Source organism: Bacteroides caecicola, assembly GCF_023337095.1.
In the GTDB taxonomy this organism is placed as follows: domain Bacteria; phylum Bacteroidota; class Bacteroidia; order Bacteroidales; family Bacteroidaceae; genus Phocaeicola; species Phocaeicola gallinarum.
On record NZ_JAMBLM010000019.1, the window covers coordinates 1 to 16,144 of the forward strand.

The following is a 16,144-nucleotide window of genomic DNA, read 5'->3' on the forward strand; positions in this document are numbered from 1 at the left end:
TTTCAAAATACTCCGACAATGAAATCCAAAATATACTATCGTCTAAGTAGCGTCATAGTACTGACATTCGTGCTATCTCTTCATGCTTTTGCCTGTGGTCCATACCCTCCGATTATCCCGACACCTAAATTTTTCACTTCTAATTGGGATGGCTTGATGAGCCGGGATTTTAACAAACAAGAGAATCTGAGATTATGGCAAGAACTCACATCCAAGAAGATACCTTTAGAAGATATAGAGCAGGCTGTATATAAAGACAACAGTGATGTGTATGCCGATATGTTCTATTACTACGAGAACATACATACAGATAATCTTTTCTACATCTATCTACGGAACACACGAGATTCCGAACTTTCAGATTTCCTTGAAACTGCTAAAATGATGGAAGAGAGATGGGCGGAAATCAATTCTCCATGGTACTACCCGGCTACACGGGGATATGGTTATGAGGCAGATAACTTCCAATATGTTATTGACAGGTGTAACGATTATAAAGGGACACGCCTAAAGGACCGCTACGCATTACAGGCTGTACGTGCCCTCTTTGCATCACGCAGATACGATGAATGTATAGAATATTTTAAAGAAGCCTTTCAAAACTTTCCGGACTCCAATCTTTTCAAGCGTATGGCAATGGGATATGTTGCCGGATGCTGGACGAGGTTTGGAGAAATAGACAAAGCAAATGAATATTTCGCGAAATCGGGTGACATATCTTCAATAAAAACAGAGAATCTTGTTGCATTTATGGCCGAACGTAATCCTGATAGTCCGGAATTGATGTCATATATTCAAGGCTGTGCCGATGATTCAGCAAAATTTTGTGCAATTAAACCCATTGCAGAACAATTGCTTCGTACTGACAGATTAAAAAACCGTGGTGATTGGGAATTTGCCTTGGCTTATATGTACGGAGAGTTTCATGCAGATAATGACAAGGCTTCACAATACATTCACAAAGCTTTGCATCACAAGTTTTCGTCTGATGATTTGCGAGACCATGCCCGTGCTTACCGCATGAAAATTGATGCGGAAAATGGCAATAGTTCTTCACTTTTAGCCGATTTGAAGTGGATGGAATCAAAAATTGATATGCTTTCACCGGATGCTGATGAATGGAACAGAATCTTGCAGAATATAGTCTATGTCGGTTTAGTGCCGGAGTTGTGGAATAGAAAGGATTATACAACGGCTATATTACTGTGTGGCTATGCCGACAATCTTATTTACAACAAACAGCATATTCTATCATACGAACCGACAATAATTATTTATAATATTTATTCATTGAGTTTAGGGGCTTTAAGACAGAGTGAAGACCTTTGGAATAGTCATGATTATTGCTCGCTCTCGTTCCAATTGATGGGATCATTGACTTCAGAACAACTGATAAATGTTAAGCACGAGATAGCAACTGATAATCAACTGTTTGATTATTTGAAAAAATATGCCCGACATGATTCTGACTACATCAACGAACTTATCGGAACTCTTGCACTCCGCGAAGAAAACTATCAGAGGGCAGTCCTGTATTTTGCGAATGTTTCCGATAAATATCTGCGGACTATGAATATTTATAAAACAAGCTATCTAAACCGGGATCCGTTCGCTCCTTATCCTCACGGTGGCTCTTATAAAGATGAATCCGGAGAATGGATAACCAAGCAATCCACGCATAGAGTCCTAAAAGACAAATACAGTAAATACAAGTTTGCCAAAAGAATGCTGGAACTACAAAACAAAATGAAGCATGGAAAGAGTGCAGATGAACAAGGAATGGCAAGGCTTAGATATGCAATAGGCCGTCGCAACTCCTTTGAAGATTGCTGGGCTTTAACACAGTATTGGCGGGGAGAATATGTAGGATTGTTTGAGCCTTCGCTATATTATTGGTCTGATGATAATTACATAAAGAACTACGACGACATTCTGTATGATTACGAGAGTACAATCGGTCATGAAAAAACAGAGAAAATCTATCAGGATGAAATAAAAAAAGCCTTGTCAATGCTTCAGTCCGACGAATATATAGCAGAAGCAAAATATATGTTAGGATATTTAAAAACTGTGATTAAAGACTATGGCAACACCGCTGCCGCACAACACATCAAGGATTCATGTGACGATTGGCAACAATGGCTATAATTTGCAACTGCCACATATCAAATATTTCTGTTAGCATATGTGCCGGATTTTACGGAAGAAATGTAATCTAAAAATATCCGAGGATTGATATATTCTCCATTATGACGTATTGTCATATGCAAATGTTCCCCGGTACTACGCCCAGTATTGCCTGTAATCCCGACAACATTACCAGGTAGAACAGCTTGTCCCTGTGATACGAAGATTTGAGACAGATGGCAGTAGCTGACTGTGAAGTTGCCATGCTGTAGAGTGACATACTTTCCTGACACCTTATCCTGCCCTACTCTCAGCACTTTGCCTTTCATCATGGCAAACACCTTGGCACTCCGAGCATACAAGTCAATGCCGTTGTGGAACTTCCTCTTCCCCGTAAAAGGGTCTTTACGATAGCCGTATGGCGAATTGATTTTGATATGTGAGAGCGGATAGCATACGCTTAGATAGCGTGTTACCTGCTCTTTCTTGTTTTTATCCGTTTTTGGCAATGATGATTTGTCGGGAACGGACTTCAAGATTCTAGAGGTTACACCTTCGGGGGTTGCCTCTTTTTCATTTGTAGTTTTGGCCGGATTTTCCACTGCCACCTTATAGCGATTGCACGGAAAGGAAACCGTATTGAACTGCGCTTTCATATGGTTCCCGGACAATAACAAAAGAAGGGCTATAACGATTCCTGATTTACTCATGAACGCAAATGTAGAAACAGTTTCCGACTATACGGAAAAGTATCATTGTTTATCTCCCAAAATATAACATTAAATAAGTCCAAAGTATGAATATCACACTAAAATCATACTTAAACCATAAATAAATTCAAATAATCAGGCTATTTAATGCAGTAAAGAATCAAGTATGAATGATAGTATATATATTTGCCAGAGTATAATTAAAATATTATATCAAAATATGAAACAAGTACGATTTGAATTTGAAGAACTGCCATACGACACCCTGTCGCAGTTCGGACTCACCCAAGAAATGATTGAGGATCTGCCTATGCAGACTTTGGAGAAAATCAGCCACGGCAGGCACTCTCCTGTCCTGCCCATCAAGGTGAAGGATGAAAACGGGAACACTGTTACAGAGCGAAGCCGTTTCGCTTTCGTGCGCAAGGAGAACGGAGAAGCCGATGTGATATTTTTCCCGGTGTTGAAGAAATCACCCTTGGAAAAATATAACGAAGAACAGAAAAAGCTGCTTCAAGCCGGCAAAACCATCCTTGCCGATTCTGTAACAGCGGATGGACGCAAGACCAAGGTGTTCGTGCAGATTGACATCGAGACCAACCAAGTCATCTCCGTTCCCACGCAGGTCATTGCCCGCAATCTCCAAGTATTGGCTGAGGAGTTGAAACTCAGCAATGCCGAAATCAATGTGATGCAGCAGGGTGAACCTCTGACATTCGTGATGGAAGACGAGCCTGTCACAGTCGGCATTGACCTGAACGAGAAGAACGGCATCCGTTTTTGCCAAGGCGACAGTCAGAAATGGAGCGGACAAGCCAAAAGAGAATGGGACAAATACACATTCGGCTGTTATGGATGCTGGGTCATGGGCGATGACGGAAGTCTTGACTATATATCTGAAGAACAGTACACCGAAGAACTCTGGAACGAGCAGAAGAAGAGTGCCCAACGCAATATAGGCTCAGGTATTCACAAGTAATCAATCCTAAATTATGGCAAAGAACAACTATTACCCCGAAGAAGTCCTCATTGAGAAAATGGAGAGCGGTGAATACGGTTGGCTGGATTATGTCAACCACTTTTCTGCCGAATGGCAAGAAGAACTGGCAGCATATTGCGCAGAACGCGCATTGGAAATCAACGATGCCGCCGCTGAAGAATTTGTCCATTACAAAAGCGAACAATTAGAAGCCGCCATGGGAAGCGGTGAAGCATAGACACTATGGCAATACGAACCCATACAAATCCACGGATAGCGGACTTGCAACCCGAAATTCAAGACCTTTTGATGCGCAACGGTATGCAAGCACACATCGTTGCTGTAGGCGAGGGCTACCAGCTGGCGGTACAAGGGCACGACTCTCCGCTGATACGCTACCCAATCAGCAAGCAGCAGTTATTGGCTCTTACCGACTGGGGAACAAACCATGCCAACAAAAAGGCATACAGTACCTTTACGGAAATAGTAAAGAATGACTTTGACTTGCCACGCAGCTTTGTCCATGCCCGTAATGCCAACGGAAGGGTGGCCATGGGTCTGCACGGCTACCGTATCGGAATCGGAGAATACGGCAGGACTGGCAGATACGGGATGCCGCCTCCTTTCCTGGGGTGGACACCCCGGCAGCAGGAAGGCTACCATCTCCGCAGAGTAGGCGGACAGCTTTTCTATGCAGGAACGCCCATGGTGGCAGAACGCCCCGACAGACGCATGAAACCCGGAGAACTCCAATCGGGCGGTTATGGCTTCTATTATAAAGGCCATCAGCAACAGCAGCAAACGCTCCCTGCCCAACAAGACGTATTGGAGGATCTGCAAGCCGTCATCACCCCGTTGGCAGGCAAGCCCAGAAGCGAAGAGCCGGCAAAGCCCTACAAGGAGCTGATTACCTCTCCTGTCTATTTTTCCAATGAGAAATGGCAGGAATGCCTGTCCTCCCATGGCATCATCATAGACAAGGAAGAAAAAACCTTGACCATACAGTCGGAACAGGTCAATGCCGATATGGTTTATGATTTAACCTCCGATGAACTATCCGCACTGACTTCAAACTCCATCGAAGACCGCCCGATAGAGAAACGCCTGGAACTGCTGAATACGATTATCCATGATGACTTTGCCGATAAAATCACAATGGAGTCCCTGAATAGCACAGAGCGTATCGGTATCACCTTGCATCCTGAAGTAGAACAGGATTTGGCTGTACGCCAACAGCAGGAACAAGAAATATTCCTTTCATCAGAATCGGCAAACGCCCTTGCCTCCTGCCCTGAAACTATCTTGCAAGAAAGTGAAAGCATTATCCGGCAACAGCAGGAAGGAGCCTTGATTGACGGACGTGACTTGCCGTATATCAATGAAAGCAAGGGATGGTATCGGGAAGGAGAACACGGACGGGAAGTAGAAGTGGAAGCGATTGCCGTACAACCGGCAGAAACAGAGGGCAAATATAAGATGACCGCCATTATCAATGGCGAAGCCATAACCCATGAAATCAGTCAGAAGCAATATGACAAATTTCTGGCAGTAGATGACTACCACCGTATGAAACTCTTCTCCAAGATATTTCATGAAGTGGACATGAAGACACGCCCGGAGATGAAGACCGGCTTAGGCACAAAGATATTCGCAGCCCTTGCCGCTGGAACTGTCGTGGTTTCCGACCTTGCCCATGGCATACATCACCGGCCTTGCCCGGAATTATACGGCGAGCATTTCCATAATGCGCCACATCCCTATTTCAAGCCCGGAGTGGATTCACCGAGGGATGTAGCCGCACGGAATTTTGAAGCACAGATGAACCGGGAAGTGGCAGAGATGCGTAGAGGCTTTTAACTAAAAGAGACAGATACAATGGCAAACGGAGAACTGACATACGATGATTTTCTGCAACGGCTGAACATACAGGACGTACTGATAGATGCAGGCTATCACCTTAACAGGCGTGATGGCTTGCGTTATCCATCCTATATCCGCACGGACAGCAATGGCACACGCATTCGAGGAGACAAGTTCATAGTGACAGGAGGTGGCAGATGTTGCTTCCAGCCCCCACACCAGAAGCTCTATAATATCATCTCCTTTATCAAGGCGTTTCCCGAAAAATTTCCGGAACATAGAAACGGCGTGTCTCCCGACAGATTGGTCAACCTTGTCTGCAACAGATTGTTGAATCATCCAATCGAGGATAGAACCGATCGTATTATCCACCCCAAACAACACAGCAATCCGTTCAGTCTCAATGATTACGACATTCATCGTTTTGATGTGAAAGACAGAGAAACGCACAAGCGGTTCTATCCTTACTTCAAGCAACGTGGCATAGACATCTTCACACAACGGACTTTTGCCAGCCATTTCTTTCTGGCAACCAAACATAGGGAAGACAGCCTGTCTTATACCAACCTCGCTTTCCCGCTGGTATTGCCCAAAGAGCCAGACAAGGTTGTCGGTTTAGAGGAACGTGGTCGTCCCAAAATGGATGGTAGCGGAAGCTACAAAGGTAAAGCCGAGGGCAGTAACAGCAGCGAAGGTTTATGGATAGCCAATTTCAGCGAAGAGCCTTTACATACGGCAGCAGGTGTCGCCTGGTTTGAAAGCGGCTACGATGCAATGGCATTCCACCAGCTTCACCGAGAGACCTTTAGGGACAATCCCGAACTTGCACGAAAAAGCGTGTTTGTCTCCACCGGCGGCACTCCTACCGATATGCAGATTCGGGGAATGCTATCCGTTACCCCGAATGCGAATCACTACCTGTGTTTCGATAACGACAGTGCCGGACGTGAGTTCGCAAATAAATTCCGGCTCATTGCGGAATCCATGCACATCGACTCCGGACATATAAAGGTTTTCCCTTTGATGCCCTGCTACAAGGACTGGAATGATGCCTTGCTTGGCAAAACAAGCGAGGAATACCTTGACAAGATTAAAGACGCGGTTCTTCCTTTGGGCACACCACCCGGAACAAAAGGAAGGGCTTCCGATAATGAAGAAGCAAACAAACAATCCGTTATCCACAGATAAGAGCCATGCAGAATCAAAAGATATACAGAGAGATTTCCCTTCGCCCGAAAACAACGCAATTCCTTGTTGATGAGTTGCCGTTATTGACAGTATGTATAATAAGTATAATTTACGGAGGTATGAAAGATGCCCCACTTGCACCCGTAGCCATCCTCTTCGCAGTGCTTCTTTCCCTCTATTTGACATACCGGTTCATCTATCTGAAGCGCATACGCTATCATGTCGGGAGCGAACAACTGACAGCCGAGCAAGGCGTATTCCAACGTAGCATCGGCTATATAGAATTGTATCGTGTGGTGGACTTTCACGAGCATCAGACCCTGTTACAGCAAATCTTCGGCTTGAAAACGATAACCGTACTCTCTATGGACAGGACAACACCCAAACTGGAATTGATTGGATTACCCAAACAAAACCATATCGTGAATATTATCAGGGAACGAGTAGAATATAACAAACAGCGAAAAGGCATCTATGAAATCACCAACCATTAAAATACTGATTCTATCACTCTGTCTATTACTGACCTATACGGCAAAGGCACAGATTGTCACCACCAACCCACTAGAATATGCGGCATTGGCAGAAGGCAACGAACTGATATTAGGCAAAGTCAAAGACCAGATTGACGGCCAGAAGAAAACAGCCCTTTTGCAGAATACCATTGCCGCAGAGTTTGAGCAGATGCGCCAATGGGAGAAAAAGTACAACAGTTACCTTAAAACGGCAAGCGGTTTCGCGTCTTCCATCAAAGCCTGTACCCATCTGTACAATGACGGTGTGAAGATTTTCATCACGCTTGGCAAGTTGAAGAATGCCGTGAGCGACAGCCCACAAGGCATCGTGGCTTCCATGAACATGAACAACCTCTATATCGAGACAGCCACCGAACTTGTAACCGTATTTTCCCTGCTCCGGGATGCTGTAGCCAAAGGAGGCAAGGACAATATGCTCACTGGGGCGGAACGAAGCCAGATCCTGTGGGCACTGAACGACCAGTTCTCGGCATTCCAAAAGAAACTTAACCTGCTTTACCTGAGCATCCGTACCTACACGATGACCGATGTGTGGAACAATGCCACCGCAGGGATGTTGGATCGAAATAACGGAGAGATTGCACAAATCGCGATGCAAAGATGGCGCAGGGCGGCAACAATCAGGTAAAATAGATAAAGACAATATAGAGTATGAGACGGACAATCTTCATAACAATCATCCTGATGTGCCTGGGTCTGAAAGTCCACGCACAGATAGACCCGACCCTTGCCGGAATGGTGCTTATATACACTGAAAAGGCGAAGAAAACATTGAAGAGCCAGGAAAAAGTCATGCTTCTCCAAACTACCGGCCACATTTGGACAAAAGAAGAGGTGGAAGCCGTTACCGATTTGCAGAGGGAGTTCAACAACTATCTGGATTCGTTCCGTTCGGTTGTCAGCTATGCAGCCCAGATATACGGCTTCTACAACGAGATAACCAACCTGACGGAGAATATGGGTGAGTTCACACAACAACTCAAAAGCTCTCCGACAAACGCCTTGGCGGTTGCACTATCCACAAACCGGAATAAAATATACAGAGAATTGATATACAATTCCATTGAGATAATCAATGACATACGGGCGGTATGCCTGTCGGACAACAAAATGACGGAGAAAGAACGGATGGAAATCGTGTTCGGCATACGTCCAAAGCTCAAACTGATGAACAAGAAACTGCAACGGCTCTCGATAGCAGTCAAGTACACATCCATGGGTGATATATGGGCGGAAATCAACGAACAGGTAGTACCCAAAGCCAACAAGGTTGAAATCGCCCGATCTGCCATAAGACGGTGGAAACGAAGCGGCAAAGCCGGAACTTTTTAGAATAACGAATATGTAAAAACAAAAAATATGGGATTTTGGAGTTCATTATTAAAGAATGGCGGCAAAGCCATCAGTGCCACATCCAAAAGTGTCGGTGGTGCCATTATACATCCCTCGCAGACCTTGCGAGGGGCAGGAAGTGCATTGAAAACAGCTACCGTCGGTGCGGCAGCAGGCTATGTAGGTTGGGAGAAACTGACCACGGACAAGAGCGTGGCCCGTATCGTAAGCGATGCCGTCATAGGCGAAGATGCCACCAATGCCATCAGCGGCACGGTAAAATCCGCCGGAAATAAGGTAAGCCAACTCACCGACAAGGCAGAGCAGACCATAGCCAATGTAAACCAAGCGACAAGCGACCTCTCTTCCACGCTCAATGGAGCATCAAATTTCTTGGGTAGCGTTTCCAATGGAAATGGCGGCAATATGTTGGGCAAATTCTTCAGCAACCTTGCAAACGGCAAGGTTTCGGGGATGAGCATTGCCGGGCTGATTGCCGGCGCATTCCTGGTATTCGGCCGTTTCGGTTGGCTCGGCAAAATTGCGGGCGCATTCCTTATGATGATGGCCATCGGGAATAATGCCAATCTCCTGCAAGAAACCACTGTCGCCAACTCCAATACACGGCAAGCATCCTCCCGACAGGAAGAACAGAGCCATAGCGGAGGAATGAGAAGATAAAATTCATAAAACCAATATTGCAATAACAATGAAATATACAGAAGAAATGATTTTACATTCCCCAAGCGGCTACTGTATGCCCTTTGAGGAGGAGAACAATAAAGAAGTAACGCTTTCAACAGGTTATGGCGAACAACAAGATGCCCTGACCGGAGAGACATACTTCCACCACGGTATAACCTTCAATGCCCATCACCGTCCATTGGTCGCAGTAGCAAGCGGCACAGTATCGGGTATCGGTAACGACAAGGGACGTGGCTTGTACCTGATTATACGCTACGGCAAGTATGAAGTGACCTATGCCGGGCTTTCCAATCTGTTCGTGCGTTTCGGGCAGGCGGTAAAAGCCGGGCAGACGGTTGCCGTCAGCGGTAATGACCTGTATATGGAGGTATCATTTGCCGGAGAGGAACTGAACCCGATAGAGTTCCTTACCATGCTCTACGGCAATATTCAGGCATTGCGCAAAGCCGGGCACGAAGCCGCTTACGAGTTTGTCGGGTTTGACGGAGAGATGAAAACGAAGTATGACCGTGATAAGGAAGAAATCGAAGAACTGATGATTCGTTTTCTGCCTGTCTATATGAGAGACCTGCTCCTTGGAGAATACATCGTACCCGAATACACAGAGCAATCATTGCGGAATGTGTTTTCCACAGGTGCCGCCAAAAATTATTTTTTTGAGACGATGCCAAGCATGGCAAATCCTTTGGGTATCGGCAGCCGCGCCTTGCCGTTGGCAAGCAAAGTACAGAATCTCCTGATTGCCGACTTTCTGAATTACCTTGCACTCAGGCACAATGTCTATCTATCCACCTTGGACGAAGAAGTAAAAAAAAACTTCGCACCGAGGCAATAGCAAGCAGCGGCATCATCGACCCTTTGACCGAACTGGAGATAGACGTACAGAGTTTTGATATACCAAGACTCGTATCCGTATATCCCGACCGTGCCGGAGTACGCTGGTGGACGAAAGCATGGTTCAACAATCGGGAGGAAGGAGAACAATCGGTGGAGATAGACCGAAACAATGCCATCCGTTTCATTCAGAACCAGATAGAAAAAGACGAGTGGTTGGAGGAGTTCTTCCCAAAACAGATGGAAATATACCACCATGCCATAGAACAGACCAAAGAACAGCTATTGAACCAATTGAATTATTAGGATATGGGTGAAATCAAACATATAGAACGCTTTGCGGAAATAGAAAAGATATTCGGTGACTACTTCAATTGCCACCTTGCCCCCATCATGCGCGACACGCAAAACTATCTCAACCGCAAGCAGGCAGAGGAAATGGCGGACTACGCAACCAGCACAGCCGGCATTCTCAGTTCGATGGCAGCCGCCAACAATCCGATGATAGATCCGTACCAGACGCTGAAAGTGACCGGTGAATGGAACTCCAAGACCACAGAGGACTATCTGACAATGTGCAAGGATAAAATTGTCGGCAACAAGGATATGCAGAACGATTTGGCGATAATGGCCGGAGAATGGCGTGCCGCTGTTGTCGGGGAAATCGGGAGGGAACGGTACGATGCCATATCCGAGCAATTGGGATGCGACCTTGCCTACGCCTATACGGATTACCGTATGGAACAACTGATGATAGACAGGCTGGTCTATGAACGGATGCCCAAATCATCGGCAGACTACATTATCCGCAAAGCCGCACAGAATACGCTGTTAGGATTGTCGGCGACATTGAACCAATCACCTCTTGCCGCAGAGATTGAGCGACGTGGCGAAGCGGCCTACAAACCTTCCAAACTAGAAAAAGGGACAAGCCACGTTATCAGTGCCGGAATTGATGCCCTTTCTTTGGGAGGGGCAGGCAGTTGGGCCAGTTTCGCAAGACTTGTCGGGGTGGATTTGGCTTTATCTGCCTTGACTTCCTCCAATGAGAACGGCAACAAACAAAGCGTGGAAGACTGTATCAGCAAAGGCGTGTTTGGAAGCGAGACCAATGTCTTCGAGGATTTCCGCAGACAAGCCAAGACCATACAGAAAGATGAGAATCCATACATCATCGCCACCAATGAGCGATTGACCAAGAAGATTCCCATCCAGACTTTTGATTTTACGAAATGGATGAATGAGAACGCCATGACAAACAAACCTTTTTGGAGTTTTGCCGACGAAAAGAAAAATGAGGAACGGTATAAAAATGTGCCTTTAGTAATAATGCCGGAATACAGAGAAGCCTATCTGCAAGATCTGGAACGTGATAAGAACAGGAAAGCTGAACAATCGACTACAACAGAAGTTACAGAACAAAAAGACACCGATATTACCGGACAAACATTCACACAACAGGCTGATAAAGAAGAAATATCGGAGCAGCCGCATTCGGAAGCAGTCACACAAGAAACACAAGGGCAGCAAGTAGAACAGTCCAATATCCACACCAATGAAAACGGTTGGGAGGGGCTGTTATCTGCCTTGGGATTGAACGGCATGGGAGATATAGGCAGAAACTTAGGCTATGTATTCTCCATGCTTCCGGATATTCTGGTGGGAATATTTACCGGCAGGACAAAATCTTTGGATGTGGAAGACAATATTATCCCTATGGCAAGCATACTGGTCGGCCTGTTTGTCAAGAACCCTGTCCTTAAAATGCTGATGATTGGATTGGGCGGTGCCAATTTATTGAACAAGGCAGGACATGAAGCCATCGAATGGGAACGGAATGAAGGAAACAACAGACCAGTATCGGCAAACAGACCGGTACAATACCGCGCCTACCCGGATGAACCGCTCAATCCACGCATATCAAATCCGATATTAAAAGGCAACAATCTGGTAGCTACGATAGACCGGATCCCTTGTACCATTCAGTTACCCGAAAAGGTGATAGCCGCCTATCAAGCAGGGGTTTTGCCACTCAACACCCTGGCCAACGCCATTCTTGCAAAAAGCGACCAGACCAAGGCGATGATGGGGCGGAACTTTGAAGAGCATGACAGAGAGTACATTTCAAGAAGCAGAGGAATACAATAAACGACAAGCATATGAAAGAGAAATCCCAATTTGAAAAGAATGCCGCTGAAAAACAGGTTGAATTGCTTTCCGAAGCATTGAACAATGCTATTGGAGCCAGTGGCCATTGGCTCAATGCCACGGGTAAGGGATATCCGAGGTTTTACCCGAAAGGAGTTGCGGTCAGTCCGTTCAACGCCCTGTTTATGGCATTGCATTCAGACAAGACCGGAAGCAAGACCAACCTTTTCACGTTATACAGCGAAGCCAAGGCACGAGGAGAATCCGTCAGAGAGCACGAAAAAGGCGTGCCATTCCTGTTTTACAACTGGAACAAGTATGTAAACAAAAACAATCCCAACAATATCATTTCAAGAAACGATTACCAGCAACTTATTCCAGAAGAAAAAGAACGATACAAGGGCATACATAACAGGGAGATACGCACGCTATTCAATATAGACCAGACCCTGCTTCCCCTCGTTGACAAGAAGGCATATGAAACACTTTTAGAGAAATACGGCAATAGCGTGGAACAGGGATTCGGTGAAAAGGAACTGCGTGAGTTACGCCCACGCTTCAATGCCTTTGTGCAAGCCATTTCCCATAATATGGTGCCCGTCCGCACGGATGGAAGCGGTGTGGCTCATTACGACAGTCAAAAGGATGCCATTTACATCCCCCGGCAAAAGGATTTTGAACACTATACCGACTATGTGCAGGAAACCTTGCGACAAATCATATCGGCAACCGGACACCAGCAACGTCTTGCCCGTGAAGGCATGGTTATGAAGAACGGCACACCCCCGACCGAGGATGCTGTCAAGCAGGAGCGTCTGGTGACTGAAATTGCTTCCGGTATCAAAATGTTGGAAATGGGATTGCCGGCACGTATATCAGACGGAAACATCAAGCTGGTGGACTACTGGAACCGGGAACTCAAAGAGAATCCCTGCCTTATAGATGTCATTGAGAGCGAAGTCAACAATGCCTTGGATGTCATCCGCAAAGCGGAACGTGGGGAGAAAATCGAGTATGCCACCTATCGCAATCACCGACAAACCGAGCAGATGCAGGAGCGGATGCCAAAGCATTTCTTCGTGGCTGACGAGATAAAGAAACATCCCGACAAGGATAACAAGACCCTTGTCCTGGTCACCTGACTTCGTCACTATAAAAACATCAAATTTATAATATATTGATAGATAATGTTTTGTAACTTTGCATACCCTGATTTTGGGGTACGCAAAGCATTTTTGTATGTTTATCAAGCGAAAAAAGAATCGGTCAGGCACTGTAAGTATCGTTGTAGCAGAAAAGATTTCTGGTTATTATAAGGAACTTACCACTATAGGTATAGCGCGTACTCAAGAAGAGATAGATTCTCTCATAATGAAAGGTCGTAAATGGATAGAGGCGGAACAGGAGCGCCGCCATCCACGGCTGGATCTCTTCGGTGAGGAACGTAAGAAGTGTGATGCAGAACTTCTGAATGCCGAACAGATGCTTTCGTGCATAACCAACATCTCCATCAATGGAGCGGACCTGATACTTGACCGTGTCTTTGACAACGTGGGCTTCAACAGGATAGATGATGAGGTGTTCCGCCAGCTTGTAAAAGCCCGCTTGTCTTATCCTGCAAGCAAATCTGCCACAGTGGAGTATCTGAAGAATCATTTTGATGAAGATGTCAGCCTGTCGAAGATCTATCGTTATTTGGACAAACTGAGCGATAACCAGCATAAGATAGTTCAGGACATAAGCGTCCTTCACACAAAGAAGATTTTAGGCGGCCATATCGGTGTGCTGTTTTATGATGTCACCACACTCTATTTTGAAGCGGACTATGAGGACGAGCTTCGCAAAACGGGTTTCTCCAAGGAAGGGCGTCACCAGAACCCTCAGATTATATTGGGACTGTTGGTCAGCATTGGCGGCTATCCGCTTGCGTATTGCATCCATGAGGGCAACAAGTACGAGGGACACACGATGCTTCCGGTAGTGACGGAATTTGTCCGGAAATATGAGCTGGAAGATTTTATCGTGGTGGCTGACTCAGGGTTGATGAACAACGATAATATAGCCGACCTTGAAGCAAACGGTTACAAGTATATCATCGGTGCAAAAATCAAGAACGAGAGCAGGAAGATACAGGAATGGATACTGGAGCAGCCTAAGACAGACTGCCAGATGGTTGAATACGATAAAGGCAACGGACAGAGGTTATTGGTCGGATATACGGAAGACCGTGCCCGAAAGGATGCTTATAACCGGGAGAAAGGGATACGCCGTCTGGAGAAGGCATACCGCAGAGGTACGCTTACTAAAGACAATATCAACAAGCGCGGATACAACAAGTTTCTGAAAATGGAAGGGAGATGTGAAAGTGACCATCAATTACGAGAAACTGGAGAAAGATGCGAAATGGGATGGTCTCAAAGGATACCTTACCAATACGAATATATCCGTCAATGACGTATATGCCGCCTACCATAACCTATGGCATGTTGAAAGAGCCTTCCGCATATCAAAATCAAAGATTGAGATAAGACCAATGTTTCACTTCACACGGCGCAGGATAGAAGCCCATGTCTGTATCTGCTTCGTGGCCTTGAAAGTTTACAAGGAATTGGAACGTCTGCTGAAACTATCCGGCATAAATATGAGTGTGGACAAGGTACTCGAACTTGCTAAAACTATAGTGACTATACAGATTACATTGCCTCAAAGCAAGCAGACTATCAATAAGACTATGCTTATGAAACGGCATCAACGTATCGCTCCATTGTTTGCTGATGAATTTTGGGGTACGCGTTGACGAAGTCAGGAAGAAACATCCCGACAAGGATAACAAGACCCTTGTCCTGGTCATAGACAAACAGAAGAAAAGCGCCGATGTGATCTTGCCTGCCGGTGCGTCTCTGGAAGTGAACAACGAGATAAAAGGCATGAACAAGCAACGCATACAATCTGCCTTACAGAAAAGCGGTATAGAGAATGTGCGCTTCTATAATCCTGACGGAGCTTTAGGTTATCGCCCAGATGACCGCTATTTCATCGAAAAGCAGATTGAAGTGGCAAGGTTAAAAAACTGGGCGTTGGAAACTATCTCCACCATTGATGCCAATCCTGCGGTAAAACAGGCAAATGATCTTGGGTTCGAGCAAATCCAGATGGTGCAGGATGACAAAAACCGTTGGGCATTGTATATCAAGCCGGAAGGCAAGTCCGGTTATAGCATCTATCCTGACAAGGATGACCTGAACCGTTTCTTCACCACCCTCAAACAGTCACTGGACAACATCGACAAAGTGCGTGGCGAGCTGGCAAAGAAATATTATGCCTTGGCTGAAAGCAGACCTGAACTGAAGGTGGACTTGTTCCACACAACGGACGAGCACATCGACTTGAACCGCATCCAACGTGTGGCCGTGTTCAAGACCAAGAATGGTGCGATACTTTGCGCTCCCACCATAGACAACCAAAAGCCGCAACCCCGGAGTGTCACTCCACAACAATGGCAACGGATGTGGCTGGCTGAAGACAGGAACAGCTTCAAGCAACATCTGGCTGCAACACTCTTTGCGGATATACTCGACAAGAGCCGGTCACAGGAGCAGACTTCTTCCGAAAAGCAGGGAGATGAAGTGGAAACAGAAATCAGTCAGAGAGAAGAAATCAAACCGGAACATCCTAAAGAAGAAGCAGATGAAACGGAAGAAGTATCACGAGGTATGCACCGATAA

The 16,144-nt window shown here is 45.8% G+C and carries 13 protein-coding genes and 3 pseudogenes; 15 read left to right on the forward strand and 1 reads right to left on the reverse strand.

Annotated features, from left to right (window positions below):
* On the forward strand, positions 1 to 2,148 hold a 2,148-nt coding region (locus tag M3085_RS13005), incomplete at its 5' end, for a tetratricopeptide repeat protein (RefSeq protein WP_410554750.1).
* A 17-nt stretch (positions 2,149 to 2,165) separates the two neighbouring features.
* Here M3085_RS13005 and M3085_RS13010 read toward each other — a convergent pair.
* On the reverse strand, positions 2,166 to 2,837 hold the full coding sequence (locus tag M3085_RS13010; RefSeq protein ID WP_249053222.1) for a M23 family metallopeptidase: 672 nt from the start codon (positions 2,835 to 2,837) through the stop codon (positions 2,166 to 2,168).
* 220 nt (positions 2,838 to 3,057) lie between these two features.
* Between M3085_RS13010 and M3085_RS13015 the strand changes: the two genes are divergently transcribed.
* The 14 genes and pseudogenes from M3085_RS13015 to M3085_RS13080 form a co-directional block, all read left to right on the forward strand.
* Positions 3,058 to 3,816, forward strand: coding sequence for a DUF4099 domain-containing protein (locus tag M3085_RS13015; RefSeq protein ID WP_249053223.1), 759 nt, complete (start codon positions 3,058 to 3,060; stop codon positions 3,814 to 3,816).
* A 13-nt stretch (positions 3,817 to 3,829) separates the two neighbouring features.
* Positions 3,830 to 4,054: a hypothetical protein gene (locus M3085_RS13020; protein ID WP_249053224.1), complete on the forward strand. Its 225-nt coding sequence runs from the start codon at positions 3,830 to 3,832 to the stop codon at positions 4,052 to 4,054.
* Positions 4,055 to 4,059: 5 nt separating this feature from the next.
* Complete coding sequence (locus tag M3085_RS13025; protein WP_249053225.1) at positions 4,060 to 5,673, forward strand: hypothetical protein; 1,614 nt, start codon at positions 4,060 to 4,062, stop codon at positions 5,671 to 5,673.
* An 18-nt stretch (positions 5,674 to 5,691) separates the two neighbouring features.
* Complete coding sequence (locus M3085_RS13030) at positions 5,692 to 6,864, forward strand: toprim domain-containing protein (RefSeq protein WP_249053226.1); 1,173 nt, start codon at positions 5,692 to 5,694, stop codon at positions 6,862 to 6,864.
* Between the two features lie 5 nt (positions 6,865 to 6,869).
* Positions 6,870 to 7,358, forward strand: coding sequence for a PH domain-containing protein (locus tag M3085_RS13035; protein ID WP_249053227.1), 489 nt, complete (start codon positions 6,870 to 6,872; stop codon positions 7,356 to 7,358).
* A complete protein-coding gene (locus M3085_RS13040) occupies positions 7,339 to 8,028 on the forward strand; it encodes a hypothetical protein (protein WP_249053228.1) in 690 nt (229 codons plus the stop codon). Before M3085_RS13035 ends, M3085_RS13040 begins: the two co-directional genes overlap by 20 nt.
* Positions 8,029 to 8,051: 23 nt before the next feature.
* Positions 8,052 to 8,732 (forward strand): hypothetical protein, encoded by a 681-nt coding sequence (locus M3085_RS13045; protein WP_249053229.1) that lies wholly within the window; start codon positions 8,052 to 8,054, stop codon positions 8,730 to 8,732.
* 27 nt (positions 8,733 to 8,759) lie between these two features.
* Positions 8,760 to 9,413 (forward strand): hypothetical protein, encoded by a 654-nt coding sequence (locus M3085_RS13050; RefSeq protein WP_249053230.1) that lies wholly within the window; start codon positions 8,760 to 8,762, stop codon positions 9,411 to 9,413.
* A 28-nt stretch (positions 9,414 to 9,441) separates the two neighbouring features.
* Positions 9,442 to 10,272, forward strand: a complete 831-nt coding sequence (locus M3085_RS13055; RefSeq protein WP_249053231.1) for a M23 family metallopeptidase — start codon at positions 9,442 to 9,444, stop codon at positions 10,270 to 10,272.
* A gap of 23 nt (positions 10,273 to 10,295) precedes the next feature.
* Positions 10,296 to 10,577 carry a hypothetical protein gene (locus M3085_RS13060; RefSeq protein ID WP_249053232.1) on the forward strand — a complete coding sequence of 94 codons (282 nt, stop codon included), beginning with the start codon at positions 10,296 to 10,298 and terminating at the stop codon, positions 10,575 to 10,577.
* Positions 10,578 to 10,580: 3 nt separating this feature from the next.
* Entirely contained in the window at positions 10,581 to 12,419 is a 1,839-nt protein-coding gene (locus M3085_RS13065; RefSeq protein ID WP_249053233.1) for a hypothetical protein, read from the forward strand.
* An 11-nt stretch (positions 12,420 to 12,430) separates the two neighbouring features.
* Positions 12,431 to 13,555: pseudogene (locus M3085_RS13070) on the forward strand (ArdC family protein); the annotation flags it as partial.
* Between the two features lie 103 nt (positions 13,556 to 13,658).
* Positions 13,659 to 15,216 (forward strand): annotated as a pseudogene (locus M3085_RS13075) (IS1634 family transposase).
* Positions 15,215 to 16,144 (forward strand): annotated as a pseudogene (locus tag M3085_RS13080) (DUF1738 domain-containing protein); the annotation flags it as partial. The pseudogenes M3085_RS13075 and M3085_RS13080, both read left to right, overlap by 2 nt.

Excerpts from the sequence above, each read along its gene's own strand:
- M3085_RS13045 (WP_249053229.1), top strand. The coding sequence starts at position 8,052 with ATGAGACGGACAATCTTCATAACAATCATCCTGATGTGCCTGGGTCTG.
- M3085_RS13065 (WP_249053233.1), top strand. The coding sequence starts at position 10,581 with ATGGGTGAAATCAAACATATAGAACGCTTTGCGGAAATAGAAAAGATA.
- M3085_RS13020 (WP_249053224.1), top strand. The coding sequence starts at position 3,830 with ATGGCAAAGAACAACTATTACCCCGAAGAAGTCCTCATTGAGAAAATG.
- M3085_RS13015 (WP_249053223.1), top strand. The coding sequence starts at position 3,058 with ATGAAACAAGTACGATTTGAATTTGAAGAACTGCCATACGACACCCTG.
- M3085_RS13050 (WP_249053230.1), top strand. The coding sequence starts at position 8,760 with ATGGGATTTTGGAGTTCATTATTAAAGAATGGCGGCAAAGCCATCAGT.
- M3085_RS13035 (WP_249053227.1), top strand. The coding sequence starts at position 6,870 with ATGCAGAATCAAAAGATATACAGAGAGATTTCCCTTCGCCCGAAAACA.
- M3085_RS13010 (WP_249053222.1), bottom strand. The coding sequence starts at position 2,837 with ATGAGTAAATCAGGAATCGTTATAGCCCTTCTTTTGTTATTGTCCGGG.
- M3085_RS13030 (WP_249053226.1), top strand. The coding sequence starts at position 5,692 with ATGGCAAACGGAGAACTGACATACGATGATTTTCTGCAACGGCTGAAC.
- M3085_RS13025 (WP_249053225.1), top strand. The coding sequence starts at position 4,060 with ATGGCAATACGAACCCATACAAATCCACGGATAGCGGACTTGCAACCC.
- M3085_RS13055 (WP_249053231.1), top strand. The coding sequence starts at position 9,442 with ATGAAATATACAGAAGAAATGATTTTACATTCCCCAAGCGGCTACTGT.
- M3085_RS13040 (WP_249053228.1), top strand. The coding sequence starts at position 7,339 with ATGAAATCACCAACCATTAAAATACTGATTCTATCACTCTGTCTATTA.